At 52.2% G+C, this 17,076-nt stretch carries 15 protein-coding genes; 3 read left to right on the top strand and 12 right to left on the bottom strand.

Going from position 1 to position 17,076, the window contains the following annotated elements; genetic code table 11:
- Positions 1-3 precede the first annotated feature (3 nt).
- Together trpR and sltY are read right to left on the bottom strand one after the other, a co-directional pair.
- Positions 4-351 carry a trp operon repressor gene (gene trpR / locus OI69_RS06315; protein ID WP_039347552.1) on the bottom strand — a complete coding sequence of 116 codons (348 nt, stop codon included), beginning with the start codon at positions 349-351 and terminating at the stop codon, positions 4-6.
- Positions 352-423: 72 nt separating this feature from the next.
- Positions 424-2,349 (bottom strand): murein transglycosylase, encoded by a 1,926-nt coding sequence (gene sltY, locus OI69_RS06310; protein ID WP_407668740.1) that lies wholly within the window; start codon positions 2,347-2,349, stop codon positions 424-426.
- A 347-nt stretch (positions 2,350-2,696) separates the two neighbouring features.
- Here sltY and ettA point away from each other — a divergent pair, with 347 nt between their 5' ends.
- Positions 2,697-4,364 (top strand): energy-dependent translational throttle protein EttA, encoded by a 1,668-nt coding sequence (gene ettA, locus OI69_RS06305; protein WP_072034264.1) that lies wholly within the window; start codon positions 2,697-2,699, stop codon positions 4,362-4,364.
- A gap of 73 nt (positions 4,365-4,437) precedes the next feature.
- On the opposite strand, the gene OI69_RS06300 is transcribed toward ettA, so the two are convergent.
- Positions 4,438-6,141 (bottom strand): methyl-accepting chemotaxis protein, encoded by a 1,704-nt coding sequence (locus OI69_RS06300; protein ID WP_039347546.1) that lies wholly within the window; start codon positions 6,139-6,141, stop codon positions 4,438-4,440.
- A 343-nt stretch (positions 6,142-6,484) separates the two neighbouring features.
- Between OI69_RS06300 and OI69_RS19785 the strand changes: the two genes are divergently transcribed.
- Positions 6,485-6,625 carry a hypothetical protein gene (locus OI69_RS19785; protein WP_154715523.1) on the top strand — a complete coding sequence of 47 codons (141 nt, stop codon included), beginning with the start codon at positions 6,485-6,487 and terminating at the stop codon, positions 6,623-6,625.
- 39 nt (positions 6,626-6,664) lie between these two features.
- Here OI69_RS19785 and serA read toward each other — a convergent pair whose 3' ends face one another.
- Entirely contained in the window at positions 6,665-7,897 is a 1,233-nt protein-coding gene (serA, locus tag OI69_RS06295; protein ID WP_039347544.1) for a phosphoglycerate dehydrogenase, read from the bottom strand.
- A 294-nt stretch (positions 7,898-8,191) separates the two neighbouring features.
- Positions 8,192-8,851: a ribose-5-phosphate isomerase RpiA gene (rpiA, locus tag OI69_RS06290; protein WP_039347827.1), complete on the bottom strand. Its 660-nt coding sequence runs from the start codon at positions 8,849-8,851 to the stop codon at positions 8,192-8,194.
- A 225-nt stretch (positions 8,852-9,076) separates the two neighbouring features.
- Here rpiA and OI69_RS06285 point away from each other — a divergent pair, with 225 nt between their 5' ends.
- Complete coding sequence (locus OI69_RS06285) at positions 9,077-9,970, top strand: LysR family transcriptional regulator ArgP (protein ID WP_039347540.1); 894 nt, start codon at positions 9,077-9,079, stop codon at positions 9,968-9,970.
- Positions 9,971-10,035: 65 nt separating this feature from the next.
- Here the strand turns inward: OI69_RS06285 and OI69_RS06280 are convergent, their stop codons facing one another.
- The 7 genes from OI69_RS06280 to OI69_RS06250 all read right to left on the bottom strand — a co-directional run.
- Entirely contained in the window at positions 10,036-10,761 is a 726-nt protein-coding gene (locus tag OI69_RS06280) for an oxidative stress defense protein (protein WP_039347537.1), read from the bottom strand.
- 185 nt (positions 10,762-10,946) lie between these two features.
- Positions 10,947-11,561 (bottom strand): arginine exporter ArgO, encoded by a 615-nt coding sequence (argO, locus tag OI69_RS06275; protein ID WP_039347534.1) that lies wholly within the window; start codon positions 11,559-11,561, stop codon positions 10,947-10,949.
- A gap of 205 nt (positions 11,562-11,766) precedes the next feature.
- A complete protein-coding gene (gene mscS, locus OI69_RS06270; RefSeq protein WP_039347531.1) occupies positions 11,767-12,627 on the bottom strand; it encodes a small-conductance mechanosensitive channel MscS in 861 nt (286 codons plus the stop codon).
- A gap of 126 nt (positions 12,628-12,753) precedes the next feature.
- Positions 12,754-13,830, bottom strand: coding sequence for a class II fructose-bisphosphate aldolase (gene fbaA / locus OI69_RS06265; RefSeq protein ID WP_039347528.1), 1,077 nt, complete (start codon positions 13,828-13,830; stop codon positions 12,754-12,756).
- 123 nt (positions 13,831-13,953) lie between these two features.
- Positions 13,954-15,117 (bottom strand): phosphoglycerate kinase, encoded by a 1,164-nt coding sequence (gene pgk / locus OI69_RS06260; RefSeq protein ID WP_039347525.1) that lies wholly within the window; start codon positions 15,115-15,117, stop codon positions 13,954-13,956.
- 72 nt (positions 15,118-15,189) lie between these two features.
- Entirely contained in the window at positions 15,190-16,206 is a 1,017-nt protein-coding gene (gene epd, locus OI69_RS06255) for an erythrose-4-phosphate dehydrogenase (RefSeq protein ID WP_039347522.1), read from the bottom strand.
- 426 nt (positions 16,207-16,632) lie between these two features.
- Positions 16,633-17,076 (bottom strand): transketolase-like TK C-terminal-containing protein (locus OI69_RS06250; protein ID WP_039347519.1); only part of this gene is annotated, 444 nt, incomplete at its 5' end.

The raw sequence follows: 17,076 nt of genomic DNA, 5'->3' as shown, positions 1-17,076 counted from the left end.
CCGTTACGCATTATCATCCAACGGTTTATCTGCCGACAGCAACTGCGCTTCCAGCCAGCTTTTCAATGCAGGGGGCGCGGCTTTCAGACTATTTGAACCGCGCGTAATCGTGGCAATTCCCGCGCCTAGCTCGCTTTTCAGCTCACGCTGGCTCATCTCACCCCGCATTAACTCCTGCACAATGCGCATCCGTGTTCCCAACGCGGTACGCTCATCCGGTGTGAGCAGCAATTGCAGCAGCGGCAGTTGGAGATCCTCCGCAATAGACTGCTGCAATAGCGTGACAAAGCGTAACCAGTGCTCATTGTCTTGTTCAGAAAGTGCCGGATCGATCAGCGATAATGGAGTCATAACGGGCTACCATACTATTTAACTAGTACGGTAGCATAACACAATTTCAGGCAACTATCGCAACACCGCGCCTCAATAACGCCGCTGCCATTCCGCATTCGTCAGCACCGTGGCTGGCTGATTAAGGAAATAACGGTAGAAGACGTCATAGGCCAGCACATTTTTCACGTAACCCCGCGTTTCCGAGAACGGAATACTTTCGATAAACGCCACAGGATCGAGACGCCCTGCGCTGTTCCTCAGCCAGGTATTCACTCGCGATGGCCCGGCATTATAAGCGGCAGAAGACAGGATTCGGTTACGGCCAAATGTCTGGTACACGTACTCCAGATAGTTCGTTCCTAGCAGGATATTGGTCTCGGGATCGAACAACTGGCTGCTATTATTGTAAAACGTAATATTGCTCATTTTAGCCGTATGCTGCGCCGTCGCGGGCATCAACTGCATCAAACCCGATGCCCCAACCGGGGAGCGTGCTTTCGGGTTCCAGGCGCTCTCCTGACGTGCGATCGCCATTGCATAGCTCTGGCTAATCTCTTTCCCCTGCGTTTCACGGCGGAATTCATCATTCCAGGCCAGCGGGAAACGCTCTTCCAGATGATCCCACAGCTTCGCGACAATCGTCGCCTGCACGCTCAAATCAGCCCAGCGCTGCTCAAACGCATAGCGAGCTAATGCTTCCTGCTGCGGCTTGCTACGATTCGCCACCAGCCCCACCCATTCGTTACGCGCCAGGTTATCCATCTGCCAGAACATCAATTCCCGCACACGGGCAACTTCCGGTAACTGAGACAACGCGGGATCCGGCTTCACTGCCGTCATGATCGTAATCGGATAGCGCTCGTTGAGTTTCTGCGCAGCCGCCATAGGATAGAAGCCACGTTCCTGCATCAGACTGCGTAACAGTGTCTCGCCGTCCTGACGTTTCCCCTGCTCCAACAACACCACTGCGCGCCAGTAGCGCCATTCATCTTTCTGTAACGCCTCTGCCGGTAAACGTGCCATCCAGCTTGTCAGCCCCTGACGATCGCCTGCGCCCAACGCTATGCGTACGCGACGTTCCAGCAAGGTGATCGATGCGCTTTTACGCACCACATCATCTCGCCACTGTGCTTGCTCTGGCGTAGCATCGTTGCCCATCAAACGCCAGGCGATAGTTTCTTCCATCTCCTGACGATCTGCGGCGCTCATTTTTTGCAAACGGACAATGACCGGCAGCATAGAACGGGCATTATCGGCATCCTGACGCGCCGTGCGCGTAAAGGCCGACTGCGTGACTTTACGGGTGAAATCCGTTGGCCCAACGGTACGAGCAAAACTTTCCAGCGTATTGGGGTCATTTTGCAGTTTCAGCAGCGCATCACCCATGGTTTTATACTCGTCGGGTAACTGCTTGACGAGATAGTTCACCAAACTGCTGCTGCCTTCATCCATCGCCAGACGCGTGCGCTCCAGCGTTGTCAGCGGCGTCTGTTGGCCTGCCTGCTGCCAAACGGAGAAGAGTTTATCGCACACGGTAGGAAGCGAGCGTCCGGTCAGCCAGATATCGCGTGTCGCTTCCCACACGCCCTGACGCTGGCCGGTTGCCCACTGGGCGTAATAAAAGTTACAACGGGCGCTGACTGGCTTCGGCGGCTGGGGGCTAAATGCCAGCAGCCCGATCCAGTCCTGACGGCGCGCCAGCTCATTCACAAAGCTGGTCGTGAGGTTACGGGCGGGCGGCAACGTCGGGTGCGTCGCGATAAACTGCCTCACCTGCGTCGCACTAACCTGACTCAGATCCTGCGTGAGCGAGCGGTATTCAAGATAAGGATAAAGCGGGTAACTGCGCAGCGTCGGCATCAACTGCGCGACGGTGTCCATTTGGTTACTGTCCCATGCTTGCTTAACCTGTTGATAGCGTTGACGTTGTTCATCCAGAGAATCCGCCAACACATGACCGGAAATCCCAGCCAGACACAGCGCCGCAACGGCGTACCACCCATGACCTGCTTTCATCACCTGCATTAACCTCATCCGTTATCGAACTTGCTATCGGCATCCTTCATCGTATCGATACCCTATCCTATCGCGGGCAGATCCAGTGTGGCACATCATGCCAGACAACGATACGCCGATCCGCAAACCGATTCTGAAATTCATCAGGCGGGGCCAACCTCTCAGATTAGCGATGGCAAATCGCCGGATAGCTGGGATCGCAGGCTGAAACCCGCTACACTCCATCCTTAGAATAATCGATCTGCGGCCAGAGCATTTCCCTGACCGCATTAAGTATAACCGTGCTACACACGGTCACCCACTTGGGGTGACGAACTATAGAGATAAGAGAGAGGCGAAGTCGCAACGTGGCTCAATATGTTTATACCATGCATCGCGTCGGTAAGGTCGTACCACCGAAGCGTCATATTCTGAAAAACATCTCCCTCAGTTTTTTCCCCGGTGCCAAGATCGGCGTACTGGGTCTGAACGGAGCCGGTAAATCAACGCTGCTGCGTATTATGGCTGGCATTGATACGGACATCGAGGGTGAAGCTCGCCCACAACCTGGCATCAAAATCGGCTATTTGCCGCAGGAGCCGCAGTTAAACACGGAGCACACCGTACGTGAATCCGTGGAAGAAGCGGTGTCTGAAGTCGTGACGGCGTTAAAACGTCTGGACGAAGTCTATGCGCTGTATGCCGACCCGGATGCAGATTTCGACAAACTGGCCGCCGAACAAGGCAAGCTGGAAGAAATCATTCAGGCACACGACGGTCACAACCTGAATAACCAGTTGGAGCGCGCCGCCGATGCGCTGCGTCTGCCAGAGTGGGATGCCAAGATCGCCAATCTGTCCGGGGGAGAACGTCGCCGCGTGGCGCTGTGCCGTCTGCTGCTGGAAAAACCCGACATGCTGCTGCTCGATGAACCGACTAACCACTTGGATGCCGAGTCGGTCGCCTGGCTGGAACGCTTCCTGCACGACTTCGAGGGCACCGTGGTAGCCATTACCCACGACCGTTACTTCCTCGATAACGTGGCGGGCTGGATTCTGGAACTGGACCGCGGTGAAGGTATCCCGTGGGAAGGCAACTACTCGTCCTGGCTGGAGCAGAAAGATCAGCGTCTGGCACAGGAAGCGTCTCAGGAAGCGGCACGCCGTAAATCGATTGAGAAAGAGCTGGAGTGGGTGCGCCAGGGTACGAAAGGGCGTCAGTCCAAAGGTAAGGCTCGTCTGGCACGCTTTGAAGAGTTGAACAGCACGGAATACCAGAAACGTAACGAAACCAACGAACTGTTTATTCCACCAGGTGCCCGCCTTGGCGATAAAGTGGTGGAAGTCACCAACCTGAGCAAATCTTACGGTGAACGCCAGCTTATCGACGGACTTTCTTTCTCCGTACCGAAAGGGGCCATTGTCGGCATTATCGGCCCGAACGGTGCCGGTAAATCAACCCTGTTCCGCATGATGTCCGGTCAGGAACAGCCCGATGGCGGCACAATTGAGCTGGGTGAAACCGTGAAACTGGCGTCAGTTGACCAGTTCCGTGATGCGATGGACAACAGCAAAACCGTCTGGGAAGAAGTGTCCGGCGGGCAGGACATCATGCGTATCGGCAACACTGAAATGCCAAGCCGTGCCTACGTTGGCCGTTTCAACTTCAAAGGGGTTGATCAAGGTAAACGGGTGGGTGAACTGTCCGGTGGTGAGCGCGGTCGTCTGCATCTGGCGAAACTGTTGCAGGTCGGCGGCAACGTGCTGCTGCTCGATGAACCCACCAACGACCTGGATATCGAAACCCTGCGTGCGCTGGAAAACGCCCTGCTGGAATTCCCTGGCTGTGCCATGGTGATCTCGCATGACCGTTGGTTCCTCGACCGTATCGCGACGCACATTCTGGATTATCAGGATGAAGGTAAAGTGGAATTCTTCGAAGGTAACTTTACCGAATACGAAGAGTACAAGAAGCGCACGCTGGGCGCTGACGCTCTGGAACCCCACCGCATTAAATACAAGAAGATCGCTAAATAAGCCGTCACCAGACGTCATCAACGAATGGCCCGCAACGCGGGCCATTTTCTCATCATGCTTCATTTAACGGGAATCAGAACGTTTCCCAGTTTTGATTATCACTGCCTTTACTGCTGGTTCCCGCCATCGCTGGCGATAAACGCGGCTGCGGCTGCGCCACCGCCTTCGGCAATGACGCTTTCAGCTTCTGAGCCACACCCGCCAGTTTGAATACCGCGACAGCCTGCGTCAAACGTGCAGCCTGCTCTTCCAGTGAAACGGCTGCTGCCGAGGCTTCCTGTACTAACGCCGCATTTTGCTGCGTCGCGCTATCCATTTCAGACACGGCCTGACTGACCTGTCCGATACCACGGCTTTGCTCATCAGAAGCAGACGCAATTTCCCCCATGATGTCAGTCACACTGATAACAGCACGGACAATCTCACCCATGGTTGTTCCTGCCTGAGACACCAGCCCAGACCCCGTATCCACCAGTCGACTCGATTCGCCAATCAGCCCTTCAATCTCTTTCGCGGCCTGTGCGCTGCGCTGTGCCAGATTACGGACTTCCCCCGCCACTACAGCAAAACCACGCCCTTGCTCACCCGCTCGCGCAGCTTCTACCGCCGCATTCAGCGCCAAAATATTAGTTTGGAAAGCAATACTATTAATGACAGAGGTAATTTCGGAAATACGTCGTGAACTGGTAGAAATATCCTGCATGGTATCCACCACGTTTTTCACGATCTGCCCGCCCTTTTCCGCTTTTTCGGAAGCATTTTTCGCCAACTGGCTGGCATGGTGGGCATTGTCTGAGTTCTGTTTCACCGTTGCAGTCAGTTGTTCCATGCTCGCGGCAGTTTCTTCCAACGCCGAGGCCTGCTGCTCGGTACGTGAAGAGAGATCGACGTTACCCGCCGTAATTTCTGACGATCCTTGATAGATAGAATCCGCACCTTCACGCACGATCGTCACCGTATCGATCAGTTCCGTCTGCATATTTTGGATATTCTCGCCCAAAGTACCGATTTCATTACGCCCCATCACCATCGGCGGCTGCGTCAAATCGCCTGCCGCGATCTTCTGGATACGCTCAACCAGTCTGTTGATGGGCGCCAGGATCACATTACGCACTATCATGTACGCCATGATCGCCATAATGATAGACAGAGCAAATGAACCCGCCATCATCCAGTAACCGAGAGTGGCGTTCTGTTCGGCCCGCAGATTAATATCCTGCGCGTTTTTTGTCAGTTCAGTCACTTTCTTACGCACGGGAACGCTAAACGCTTCATCCAGTTGGCGAGCCAGTGACCCTTCTAACGCAATAAGATCTTCAAACTCCCCGTCACTGGCGGCTTTCTGCATCGCCAAAATCGCGTTATCACGGTAGTTGGTGTACTCCTTAAGAATTTCATCATCCAGCGCCTTTTCACTCTCCAGTTTATCTGGACGCGCGAGATAATCATCTAAACGCTTCTGTGAGGCTTTGACTCGACCGATAGCCTGATCTAACGCCGCTTTATATACTTCATGATCGCTAATACGGTTTGCGGCGCCAGCCTGAATAAGCAGCAATCGGGCAACACGTAGCTGATCGAGGCTACTGTTGATACCGGCCCGGATATCAGATAACTCATTTGCCTTATCCAGTGAATCATTGCTCTGCTTTAAGAAATAGCTCGCGGTGCCAATAGAAAGCGCAAACAAAATCAGGATAATTGAAAAAAGAGTAATAAATAACGAAACGAGACGTATGTTATTAATATAACTCAGCTTATCTTTTTTAATAGACATCGATTGCATTCTCATTCTCACCATCACGGGTATACATTATCTCTGCCATTAGCGATACGGCAGAGCCCAGAGATCACTGTGACAATCACGCCACGCAAGACATGCCTTTCATAAAAAATCAAAAGGAACCGAAATTGTTATCGGCATTTTAAGCCTAAAGCGTAACTAAAATAAATTGACAGAAACCATGTTTCAATAAAATTTTGAAAAACATAATAAAAATGAAACAACGTATACACCACACGGTTGACCCGATGGCGTTAAAACTCAGAACGCGGTGTTACATTGGGCATTAATATTTACCCGCAGTATGTTCACCACCACGGAGATTGCGGAAGGAACCTTGTGCACGAAGTCACGCAGTGGGGTGAGGCATGAAACCGTCAGCGAAACGCGGCAAGGGTTAACGGTAGATACGCTGAAACAGGCTCACGATAAGGTGCTGGAAGGGACTATGCGCGACAAGATCGCTATCGCGTTGTAACAAAGTAACCAGCTCCTTACGGAGCTGGTTAGCACAACATCAGAACAGCAGACGGGCACGGATGGTGCCAGGAATCGCCTTCATCAGTTGCAGTGCCGTTTGCGCGCCGTCGGTTTCGACATCAATAACCACATAACCGATTTCTGGAGTGGTTTGCAGATACTGTGCGGCAATGTTAATGCCCTGCTCGGCAAAGATCTGGTTAATTTTGGTAATGATGCCAGGACGGTTTTCATGAATGTGCAGCAAGCGGCTGGCACGCGCCCCGTGAACAGGCAGCGATACTTCAGGGAAATTCACCGCAGACAGCGTAGAACCGTTGTCTGAATATTTCGCCAGTTTTCCGGCGACTTCATCACCGATATTCTCCTGCGCTTCCTGCGTGGAGCCACCGATATGCGGCGTCAGCAGCACGTTGTCAAACTCACACAGCGGCGACAGGAACGGATCGCTGTTGGTTGCGGGTTCTTGTGGGAATACGTCAATCGCAGCGCCAGACAGATGCTTACTGCTCAACGCTTCGCACAGTGCAGGAATATCAACCACTGTACCGCGAGCGGCGTTAATCAGAATAGAACCCGGCTTCATCAGCGCCAGTTCTTCCGCCCCCATCATATTCTGCGTGCTGTCATTTTCCGGTACGTGCAGACTCACCACGTCGCTCATATTCAGCAGGTCGGACAGATGGCGCACCTGCTGAGCATTCCCCAGCGGCAATTTACTTTCAATATCATAGAAGTAAACATGCATACCCAGGCTTTCAGCCAGAATACCTAACTGCATACCGATATGGCCGTAACCGATGATCCCCAGCTTTTTGCCGCGCGCTTCGAATGAACCCACCGCCAGTTTGTGCCAGATGCCACGGTGCGCTTTCGCGTTCGCTGCCGGAATACCGCGCAACATCAGCAGCATTTCGCCGATCACCATTTCTGCCACAGATCGGGTATTGGAAAAAGGCGCATTAAACACTGGGATACCGCGTTTAGTCGCAGCCGACAGTTCAACCTGATTAGTCCCGATACAGAAACACCCTACCGCGATCAGTTTTTCCGCCGCAGCAAAAATCTCTTCTGTCAGATGGGTACGCGAGCGGATACCCACAAAATGCGCATCGCGGATGGAGGCTTTCAGTGCCTCAGGATCCAGTGCGCCCTTGTGAAATTCAATGTTGGTGTAACCGGCTGCACGCAGGTTATCCAACGCGCTCTGGTGCACGCCTTCCACCAACAGAAACTTAATCTTGTCTTTTTCCAGTGATACCTTTGCCATTTCCCGACCTTATTTTCAGACTTCAAATGTGACAGAGTGCCAAACAGCCTCTGCCAACATAACAAAAATTACGCAGTCAGCAATACAAACGATTGCTTCGCCCGAATCGCACGACAGGACAGCGCACCTGATTTATGGCAAAAAATATTGCCAAAGATGTGCATCGCCATATCGGCGATAAACAAAATAAGAAAATGTGATATTAAGTGCCAAAAATGAGCGATTAACTCAATAGGTTTTTTTAGCTAAAAAATTTCTGACGTGGACGTTCGCCACGCCAGAATCATCACGTACTCATTTAGCGATGGTTTTTACACCCTCAGCGGTGCCGACTAACGCCACATCGGCGCCACGATTGGCGAACAACCCCACGGTCACGACACCAGGGATGCCATTAATGTGGTTTTCTACCTCGACCGCATTCATGATATTCAGATTATGCACGTCCAGAATGACATTGCCATTATCCGTCACCACGCCCTGACGATATACCGGCTGCCCGCCCAGTTTCGCCAGTTCACGCGCAACATAAGACCGCGCCATCGGAATGACTTCGACCGGCAACGGGAATGTACCCAGAACATCAACCTGCTTTGATGCATCCACAATGCAAATGAACTGGCGTGACAAGGCCGAAATGATTTTTTCACGGGTCAGCGCCGCGCCACCGCCTTTGATCATCTGCATGTGCCCGTTGATTTCATCCGCGCCGTCTACATAGACATCCAATGAATCGACCTCATTGGCGTCAAAAACAGGGATACCCAGACTTTTTAACTTTTCTGTTGAGGCATCCGAACTGGAAACGGCGCCTTTGATTTGATGTTTTATCGAACCTAGCGCATCAATAAAGTGTGCTGCCGTCGATCCGGTGCCTACTCCCACAATGGTGTCAGGGCGAACGTAGTCGAGCGCGGCCCACCCCACTGCTTTTTTCAGTTCATCTTGCGTCATAATCTGCTTCTGGCCTGTAGAATCGAGATACGAAAACGTGTGCGTATTATAGAACATGCCGATTGGGGAAAGCGTGTAAATTCATCTCTCCGCCAAGGTATTATTTCATGTATGCCATGCTGAATCGTGAAGGCGCACAATAACCAAAATAAGATTTCTGCATGGCAAATCAGCAAAATGTGGCATAGTGAAAAAAACAGGCTCATTCAGAGGACTTTGATTTTCATGAAACGCCCGGACTATCGAACGCTTCAGGCTCTGGATGCCGTCATCCGCGAGCGTGGTTTTGAACGCGCGGCCCAAAAGTTGTGTATCACTCAATCTGCCGTATCGCAACGTATCAAGCAGTTAGAAAATCTGTTCGGCCAGCCGCTATTAGTCAGAACTATCCCCCCCCGTCCGACGGAACAAGGGCAGAAACTGCTGGCGTTGCTGCATCAGGTAGAATTGCTGGAAGAAGAGTGGCTGGGCAATGAAACCAACAGCGATATCCCGCTGCTGCTGTCACTGGCGGTGAACGCCGACAGTCTGGCAACTTGGCTGCTACCCGCACTACAACCGGTTCTGGTCGATTCACCGATTCGCCTTAATTTGCAGGTAGAAGACGAAACGCGCACGCAGGAAAGGCTACGCCGGGGTGAAGTGGTGGGTGCGGTGAGTATTCAGTCTCAGCCGCTACCAAGCTGTCTGGTGGATAAACTGGGCGCGCTGGATTATCTGTTCGTCGCCTCACCGAGCTTTGCCGCCCGCTATTTTCCCAATGGCGTGACGCGTTCGGCCTTGCTGCGTGCGCCAGCCGTCGCTTTCGACCATCTGGATGATATGCATCAGGCTTTTTTACAGCAGAACTTTGATTTATCGCCGGGCAGCGTTCCCTGCCATATCGTCAATTCGTCGGAAGCGTTTGTACAACTGGCACGACAAGGCACGACCTGCTGCATGATCCCCCATCTGCAAATCGAGAGGGAACTGGCCAACAACGAATTAGTCGACCTGACGCCGGGATTGTTTCAGCGCCGGATGCTCTACTGGCACCGCTTCGCGCCGGAAAGCCGGATGATGAGGAAAGTCACCGACGCCCTGCTCGCGCACGGTCATCAGGTACTGCGGCAATCATGACTCCCTAAAATGATCAGGCCTGTTTGCACAGGCCTGATGGTGTTATCAATGAGTGAGTTCGACTGTTACGGCGTACGTACCAGCTCAAACACCACATCCACCTGATCGTCAAAGTGAATGGTTTGTTGCTCATAGGTTTGCGCCGCTTCGGTTTGTACCGCCGCATCTGCCGTTTTAAACATCCGCGCCATCGGCATCGGCTGGTAGTTGGCAACATGGTAGCGCACGCTGTAAATCGGCCCCAGCTTAGCATTGAAGCCCTGTGCCAGCGATGCAGCCTGACTCGTCGCCTGCTCTATCGCTTTCTTACGCGCTTCATCACGGTAGCTTTCCGGGTTAGCAACGCCTAATTCCACCGTGCGGATCTCATTCAGCCCCGATTTCAGCGCACCATCCAGCAGTTCATTCAGCTTATCTAATTGACGCAACGTCACTTCAACCTGACGTACGGCACGATAGCCCTTCAGCACCGACCCACCCGTTTTCAGATAGTCATATTCAGGCTGGGTGCGTAAATTGGCGGCATTAATATCTTTTTTCTCAATGCCATTTTTACCTAAAAAATCAAAGTATTGTGCAACGCGGGCATCGACCTGTTTTTTTGCTTCCGCTGCATCTTTCGATGACACACTCACTTCAATCGCCAGACGCGCAATATCGGGGATCGCGTCTACGCTGGATGTGCCAGACGTTACGATATGCGGGCCATCTGGCAGTTCCGCGGCCTGCACTGCCATTGACACACCGCCGAATCCAACAGCGGCGGCCAGCGCCAAAGCATTTAGCTTCATCAAACCTCGTTTCACGCTCTCTCCTTATTTATGTTTCGTCACGCATGCCTCTGGCAGATTGTCTGTGCCAACACGGAATCCTCCAGAATAGAGGCAAGACGGATCACTTTATCCACCAGCATAACGCATTACCAACGCCACAAAATATAGGTGAATTTCTGAAACTTAACGTAAGGCGGTGTCATTTATTTCCAACCGTGGTGTACCAGTTGCAGGGCAATCCCCCACATCACCACGCCGACAAAAACGTTAATCCCCCGCTGTACCCTCGGCGTATTCAGCCACGGTGCCAGCCAGGCGGCCAAAAGCGCCAGTGCAAAGAACCAGGTAAAGGAAGCCGTCACCGTTCCCAACGCAAACCAACTTCGTTCATCATCCGCAAACTGGCTTCCCAGACTCCCTAGCACCACAAAGGTATCCAGATAGACATGTGGATTCAGCCAGGTCACCGCCAGCATGGTCACGATAATCCGCCAGCGGCTTTGTTTCATCACCTCGGCGCTGGCTAGCGTGATATTTTTGCTAAAGACCGTTTTCATCGCTCCCCAGCCGAACCAGAGTAGAAACGCAACGCCGCCCCAAGTCACCGCCCCCAGGAGCAGAGAAGACTGACTGAGCAACGCACTACCGCCAAAAATGCCTGCCGTAATCAACACCACATCGCTCAAGGAACATAACAACGCCACCATCAGGTGATACTGCCGACGAATTCCCTGATTCATCACAAACGCATTCTGTGGCCCCAGCGGCAAAATCATCGCTGCCCCTAACAGAACGCCCTGTAAATACACCGCCCACATCCTGCTCTCCTGTACCGTTGGTTGTTACCGCGGGGGAGTGTATGAAAGCCGATTAAAGAAGTGAAATTGAATATTCTAACGCTGCATTAGCTACGCTAATGTGCTGAATTTAAGGAAGGAAACACACGATGAAAGGGCGATGTCTGACCATGCACCATGCCGATATCGGAACATGGCGCATGTGAAGCGGATTATATCAGCGGGTTTATTCTGGCTGTTTCGCTGTGGATGGTACGCTATGCAGGTGTACGTCCATCTGCGGATAAGGAATGCCGATACGGTGTTCATCCAGCACGCGCTTAAAGCTTTCTAACAGATCCCAGTACACCGCCTGGGCGTTGCCGTTGGTCGTCCATACCCATACGACAAAATTCAGCGATGACGCGGCCATTTCATTCAGACGAATGGTGACGCCTTTATCGTGCTGGATACGATCGTCAGCAGCAACGATATCGCCCAGCAGTTTTTTCACTACATCGATATCGGCATCGTAGGCCACGCTAACGGTAATGTCGGTACGGCGATCCGGTTCGCGCGAACTGTTGATGATGTTGCCTGCGATGATCTTGCCATTTGGCACCACGATGATTTTTCCATCCGCCGTGCGCAGCGTCGTCGAGAAGATCTGCACTTGCGTGACTGAACCAGCCACCCCACCCAAATCGACCCATTCACCGGTACGGAAAGGCCGGAAAATCACCAGCAAAACGCCCGCGGCAAAGTTCGCTAACGACCCCTGCAATGCCAGACCAACCGCCAAACCTGCCGCACCCATCACGGCAATCACCGAGGCCGTCTGCACGCCCACCCGGCTCAATACTGCAATCAACGTGAAGGCGATAATGCCATAGCGCACCAGCGCAGACAGGAAATCAGCCACGGTCGAATCGATAGCGCGGGCAATCATCAATTTGTTGAGGGTGCCGGAAACGATCCGTGCGATCACCAGACCAACGATGAGGATCACAACGGCTGCCACCACATTCACGGCATACTGCAACAACAAGTCCTGGTGCGTCACCAACCAGTCCCCTGCTTGATCCAAACTCGTATTAAGTTCTTCCATTTAAAAGCTCCTGTTTTCTTAATCACTGGCAAAGCATAACGTCAGTAACGTAAACCGCAACACTACTACCCAAAAATTAAGGCTCCCGTAGGAGCCTTAGCATCAAACCCATATACATCGTCTTACTTACAGTACATCAACCGCATTAAGCTCTTTGAAGGCTTGTTCCAGACGGGTCACCATGCTCGCCTGAGCGGAACGCAGCCACACACGCGGGTCATAGTATTTCTTGTTCGGCTGATCGTCGCCTTTCGGGTTACCCAACTGGCCTTGCAGATAGGCTTCGTTATCTTTGTAGTATTTCAGGATACCTTCCCACGTTGCCCACTGGGTGTCGGTATCGATGTTCATTTTCACTACACCGTAGCTGACAGAATCTTTGATTTCCTGCGCGCTGGAGCCGGAACCACCGTGGAACACGAAGTCCAGGCTGTTGTGTGGCAGGTTATGTTTCTTAGAAACATATTCCTGAGAATCACGCAGGATGGTCGGGGTCAGCTTCACGTTACCTGGCTTGTAGACGCCATGTACGTTACCAAAAGAGGCGGCGATGGTGAAACGTGGGCTGATCGCGTTCAGTTTGGTGTACGCGTAGTCAACGTCTTCTGGTTGGGTGTACAGCGCAGAAGCGTCCATGTGGCTATTATCCACACCGTCTTCTTCACCACCGGTACAACCCAGTTCGATTTCCAGCGTCATGTCGATTTTGGCCATACGTGCCAAATACTTAGAGCAGATTTCAATGTTCTCTTCCAGAGACTCTTCAGACAGGTCAATCATGTGAGAAGAGAACAGAGGTTTGCCCGTCGCTGCGAAGTGCTTTTCACCGGCGTCCAGCAGACCATCGATCCACGGCAGCAGTTTCTTAGCACAGTGGTCAGTGTGCAAAATTACTGGAATACCGTAGTGCTCAGCCATTTGATGCACATGATGAGCGCCAGAAATCGCACCCAAAATTGCCGCCTGCTGGCCTTCTGCTTTCAGACCTTTACCGGCGGTGAATGCTGCACCACCATTAGAGAACTGAACGATGACCGGCGCGCGTACTTTGGCTGCGGCTTCCAACACAGCATTGATTGAGTCGGTACCGACACAGTTCACTGCTGGCAAAGCGAATTGGTTTTCTTTTGCTACTGCGAAAACTTTCTGAACGTCATCACCAGTGATGACACCGGGTTTTACGAAATCAAAAATTTTAGACATGTTACGTGTCCCGTTTCGTTGGCCGTGGAGGGGTTAGAGAAATCGATATTGAATCGACAGGTTGCCCCAACACCACATATCGAGGCAACCATTAGGAAAGGGAAAAAATTCCCTTACCTTAAATTACTGCTTGGCGCGTTCTTCCAGCATCACTACTGCTGGCAGTTTTTTCCCTTCGACGAATTCGAGGAATGCACCACCACCGGTAGAAATGTAGGAGATTTTATCTGCAATACCAAATAGATCGATCGCCGCCAGCGTATCGCCGCCGCCTGCGATAGAGAATGCTTCGCTATCTGCGATTGCACGAGCAATCGTCTCGGTTCCTTTACGGAAATTCGGGAATTCGAAGACGCCAACCGGGCCATTCCACAGGATAGTCTTGGCATTCTTCAGAATCTCAGCCAGACGCTCAGCGGAAACATCACCCAGATCCAGAATCTGCTCTTCGTCTTTGATTGCCGTAACAGACTTCAGCGTTGCGGCTGCCGTTTCAGAGAATTCTGACGCTACTCGCACATCGCTTGGTACAGGAATATCGCAGGTTTCCAGCAGTTTTTTCGCTTCAGGAATCAGATCGGCTTCGTACAGGGATTTACCCACGTTGTGGCCTTGTGCGGCAACGAAGGTATTCGCAATACCACCGCCCACAATCAGTTGGTCAGCAATTTTAGACAGGGAATCCAGTACGGTCAGCTTAGTGGAGACTTTAGAACCGCCGACAATCGCCACCATCGGACGTGCTGGTTGGCTCAATGCTTTACCCAGCGCTTCCAGCTCATCAGACAGCAACGGACCCGCACAAGCGATAGGCGCAAATTTACCTACACCGTGAGTTGACGCCTGCGCACGGTGTGCCGTACCAAAAGCGTCCATCACGAACACATCACACAGTGCCGCGTATTTTTTGGATAGCACTTCGTCGTCTTTCTTCTCGCCTTTGTTAAAGCGAACGTTTTCCAGCACAACCAGTTCGCCTTCAGCGACATCAACACCGTCCAGATAATCTTTCGCCAGACGCACAGGAGAAGAGAGTTTCTCTTTCAGGTAGTTAACAACAGGCAGCAGAGAAAATTCTTCGTTATACTCGCCTTCGGTCGGGCGTCCCAGGTGGGAAGTGACCATAACGCGAGCGCCTTGTTTCAACGCGATTTCGATGGTCGGCAGAGAGGCACGGATGCGCGCATCAGACGTCACTTTCCCTTCTTTTACTGGAACGTTCAGATCCGCACGAATAAGAACACGTTTACCAGCCAGATCCAGATCGGTCATCTTAATTACAGACATGGTGAATCCTCTTGTTGATTCTCTTTTAAAGTTGCTTGAGCGAGATAGCGACCCCTGATCGCCACCGTCGTACTAGAAACCGCAGGCTGCCATCGCACGCGTGGTATCCAACATCCGATTGGCAAAGCCCCATTCGTTATCGCACCAGACCAATGTTTTAATCAGATGCTGACCACTGACCCGTGTCTGCGTACCGTCAACAATGGCACTGTGCGGATCGTGGTTAAAATCAGCCGACACCAATGGCAATTCAGTATAATCAACTATACCACGAAACGACTCATGCGCTGATTTTTGCAATAGTGCGTTAATTTCATTCACGTTTACGGCTTTCCTGACGCTAACGCTCAGGTCAATTGCCGTGACGTTAATCGTCGGCACCCGCACCGATATCGCCTCAAAACGATCGACAAACTGCGGAAAAATACGGGTGATCCCCGCCGACAGTTTGGTATCGACCGGGATGATCGACTGACTTGCGGCTCGGGTACGCCGCAGATCGTGATGATAAGCATCGATCACCGGTTGATCGTTCATCGATGAGTGGATGGTCGTTACCGTCCCATTCTCGATACCGAAAGCATCATCCAACAGTTTGATCACCGGAATAATGCAGTTAGTCGTACAGGATGCATTGGAAACAATACGATGCCCGCTTTCCAACTGCTGGTGATTGACGCCAAACACCACCGTCGCATCCAGATCCGCCGTGCCTGGATGAGAAAACAACACTTTCTTCGCGCCTGCCGCCAGATGGGCTTCTCCATCTTCCCGGCTACCGTAGACACCGCTGCAATCCAGTACGATATCAACACCGAGTTCTCGCCAGGGCAAGTGCGGTATTTCTGCCTGATGCAACAAGCGAATACTATCATCACCAACATAAAGCTGATCGCATTCCTGACGCACATCCCACGCAAAACGTCCATGGCTGGAATCGTACTTGAGCAAATGCGCCATACCTTCCGCGTTCGCCAGCTCGTTAATCGCCACAACGGCAATCTCAGCGCGGCGGCCTGATTCATACAACGCACGTAAAACACTGCGGCCTATACGGCCAAAACCGTTTATCGCAATACGGATCGTCATGGCGTCCCTTGTGGTTCCTTATGTCATGGTAAGTATACCCAGCACATAGAATATACTCTTCTTAGACACCAGAGAACCCCTGACAAAACGCCGTCAGCACAACAACTGAAACGCTTCAGCTAGAATAAACGAATTAATGTATAAAAGAAATATTCTCGTCTGGCACACACCAGAAGAGTGACCTGCGTCATAAAAATGAAAAAGCGCTGGCGGGGGCAGACAACGCGCATCAGGAAGTGGGGGAAAGGGAAGACAAAAAAGCCGCCAGTATTAGCTAATAATGCCGATCGTTTAAGACCGGGGGAAACACGGTGCGAGGTATCCCTGCGGGAACCTCATCACCGTGTTTCCCCCTAAATCCACGCTTAAGTGAACAGCTATTACCAGTATTAGCTGACGGCTTATCTTAGGTTTAACGCGATGTGATTACTTCAACAGCGCCAACGCTTTTTCCACCACGTTATCGACGGTGAAGCCAAACGCTTCGAACAGCAACTCCGCCGGAGCAGATTCACCAAAGCTCGTCATGCCGACAATCGCGCCGTTCAGACCAACGTATTTGAACCAGTAGTCGGCAATCCCCGCTTCAATCGCCACGCGCGCCGATACCGCCTTCGGCAGCACCGCTTCTCGGTACGCCGCATCCTGCTTGTCGAACGCATCCGTGGACGGCATGGACACCACGCGCACCTTGCGACCCGCCGCAGTCAGTTTGTCATACGCACCGACAGCCAGCTCCACTTCTGAACCCGTGGCAATCAGAATCAGTTCCGGCTGACCGTCGCTGTCTTTCAACACGTAGCCGCCTTTCGCCACGTTCGCCAGTTGTTCAGCAGTACGAGGGTGCTGTGCCAGATTCTGACGCGACAG

The organism is Pectobacterium fontis (assembly GCF_000803215.1).
Lineage (GTDB): Bacteria > Pseudomonadota > Gammaproteobacteria > Enterobacterales > Enterobacteriaceae > Pectobacterium > Pectobacterium fontis.
Note: the sequence above shows the minus strand (reverse complement) of the source record. Positions and strands in the feature narration are given on the sequence as shown.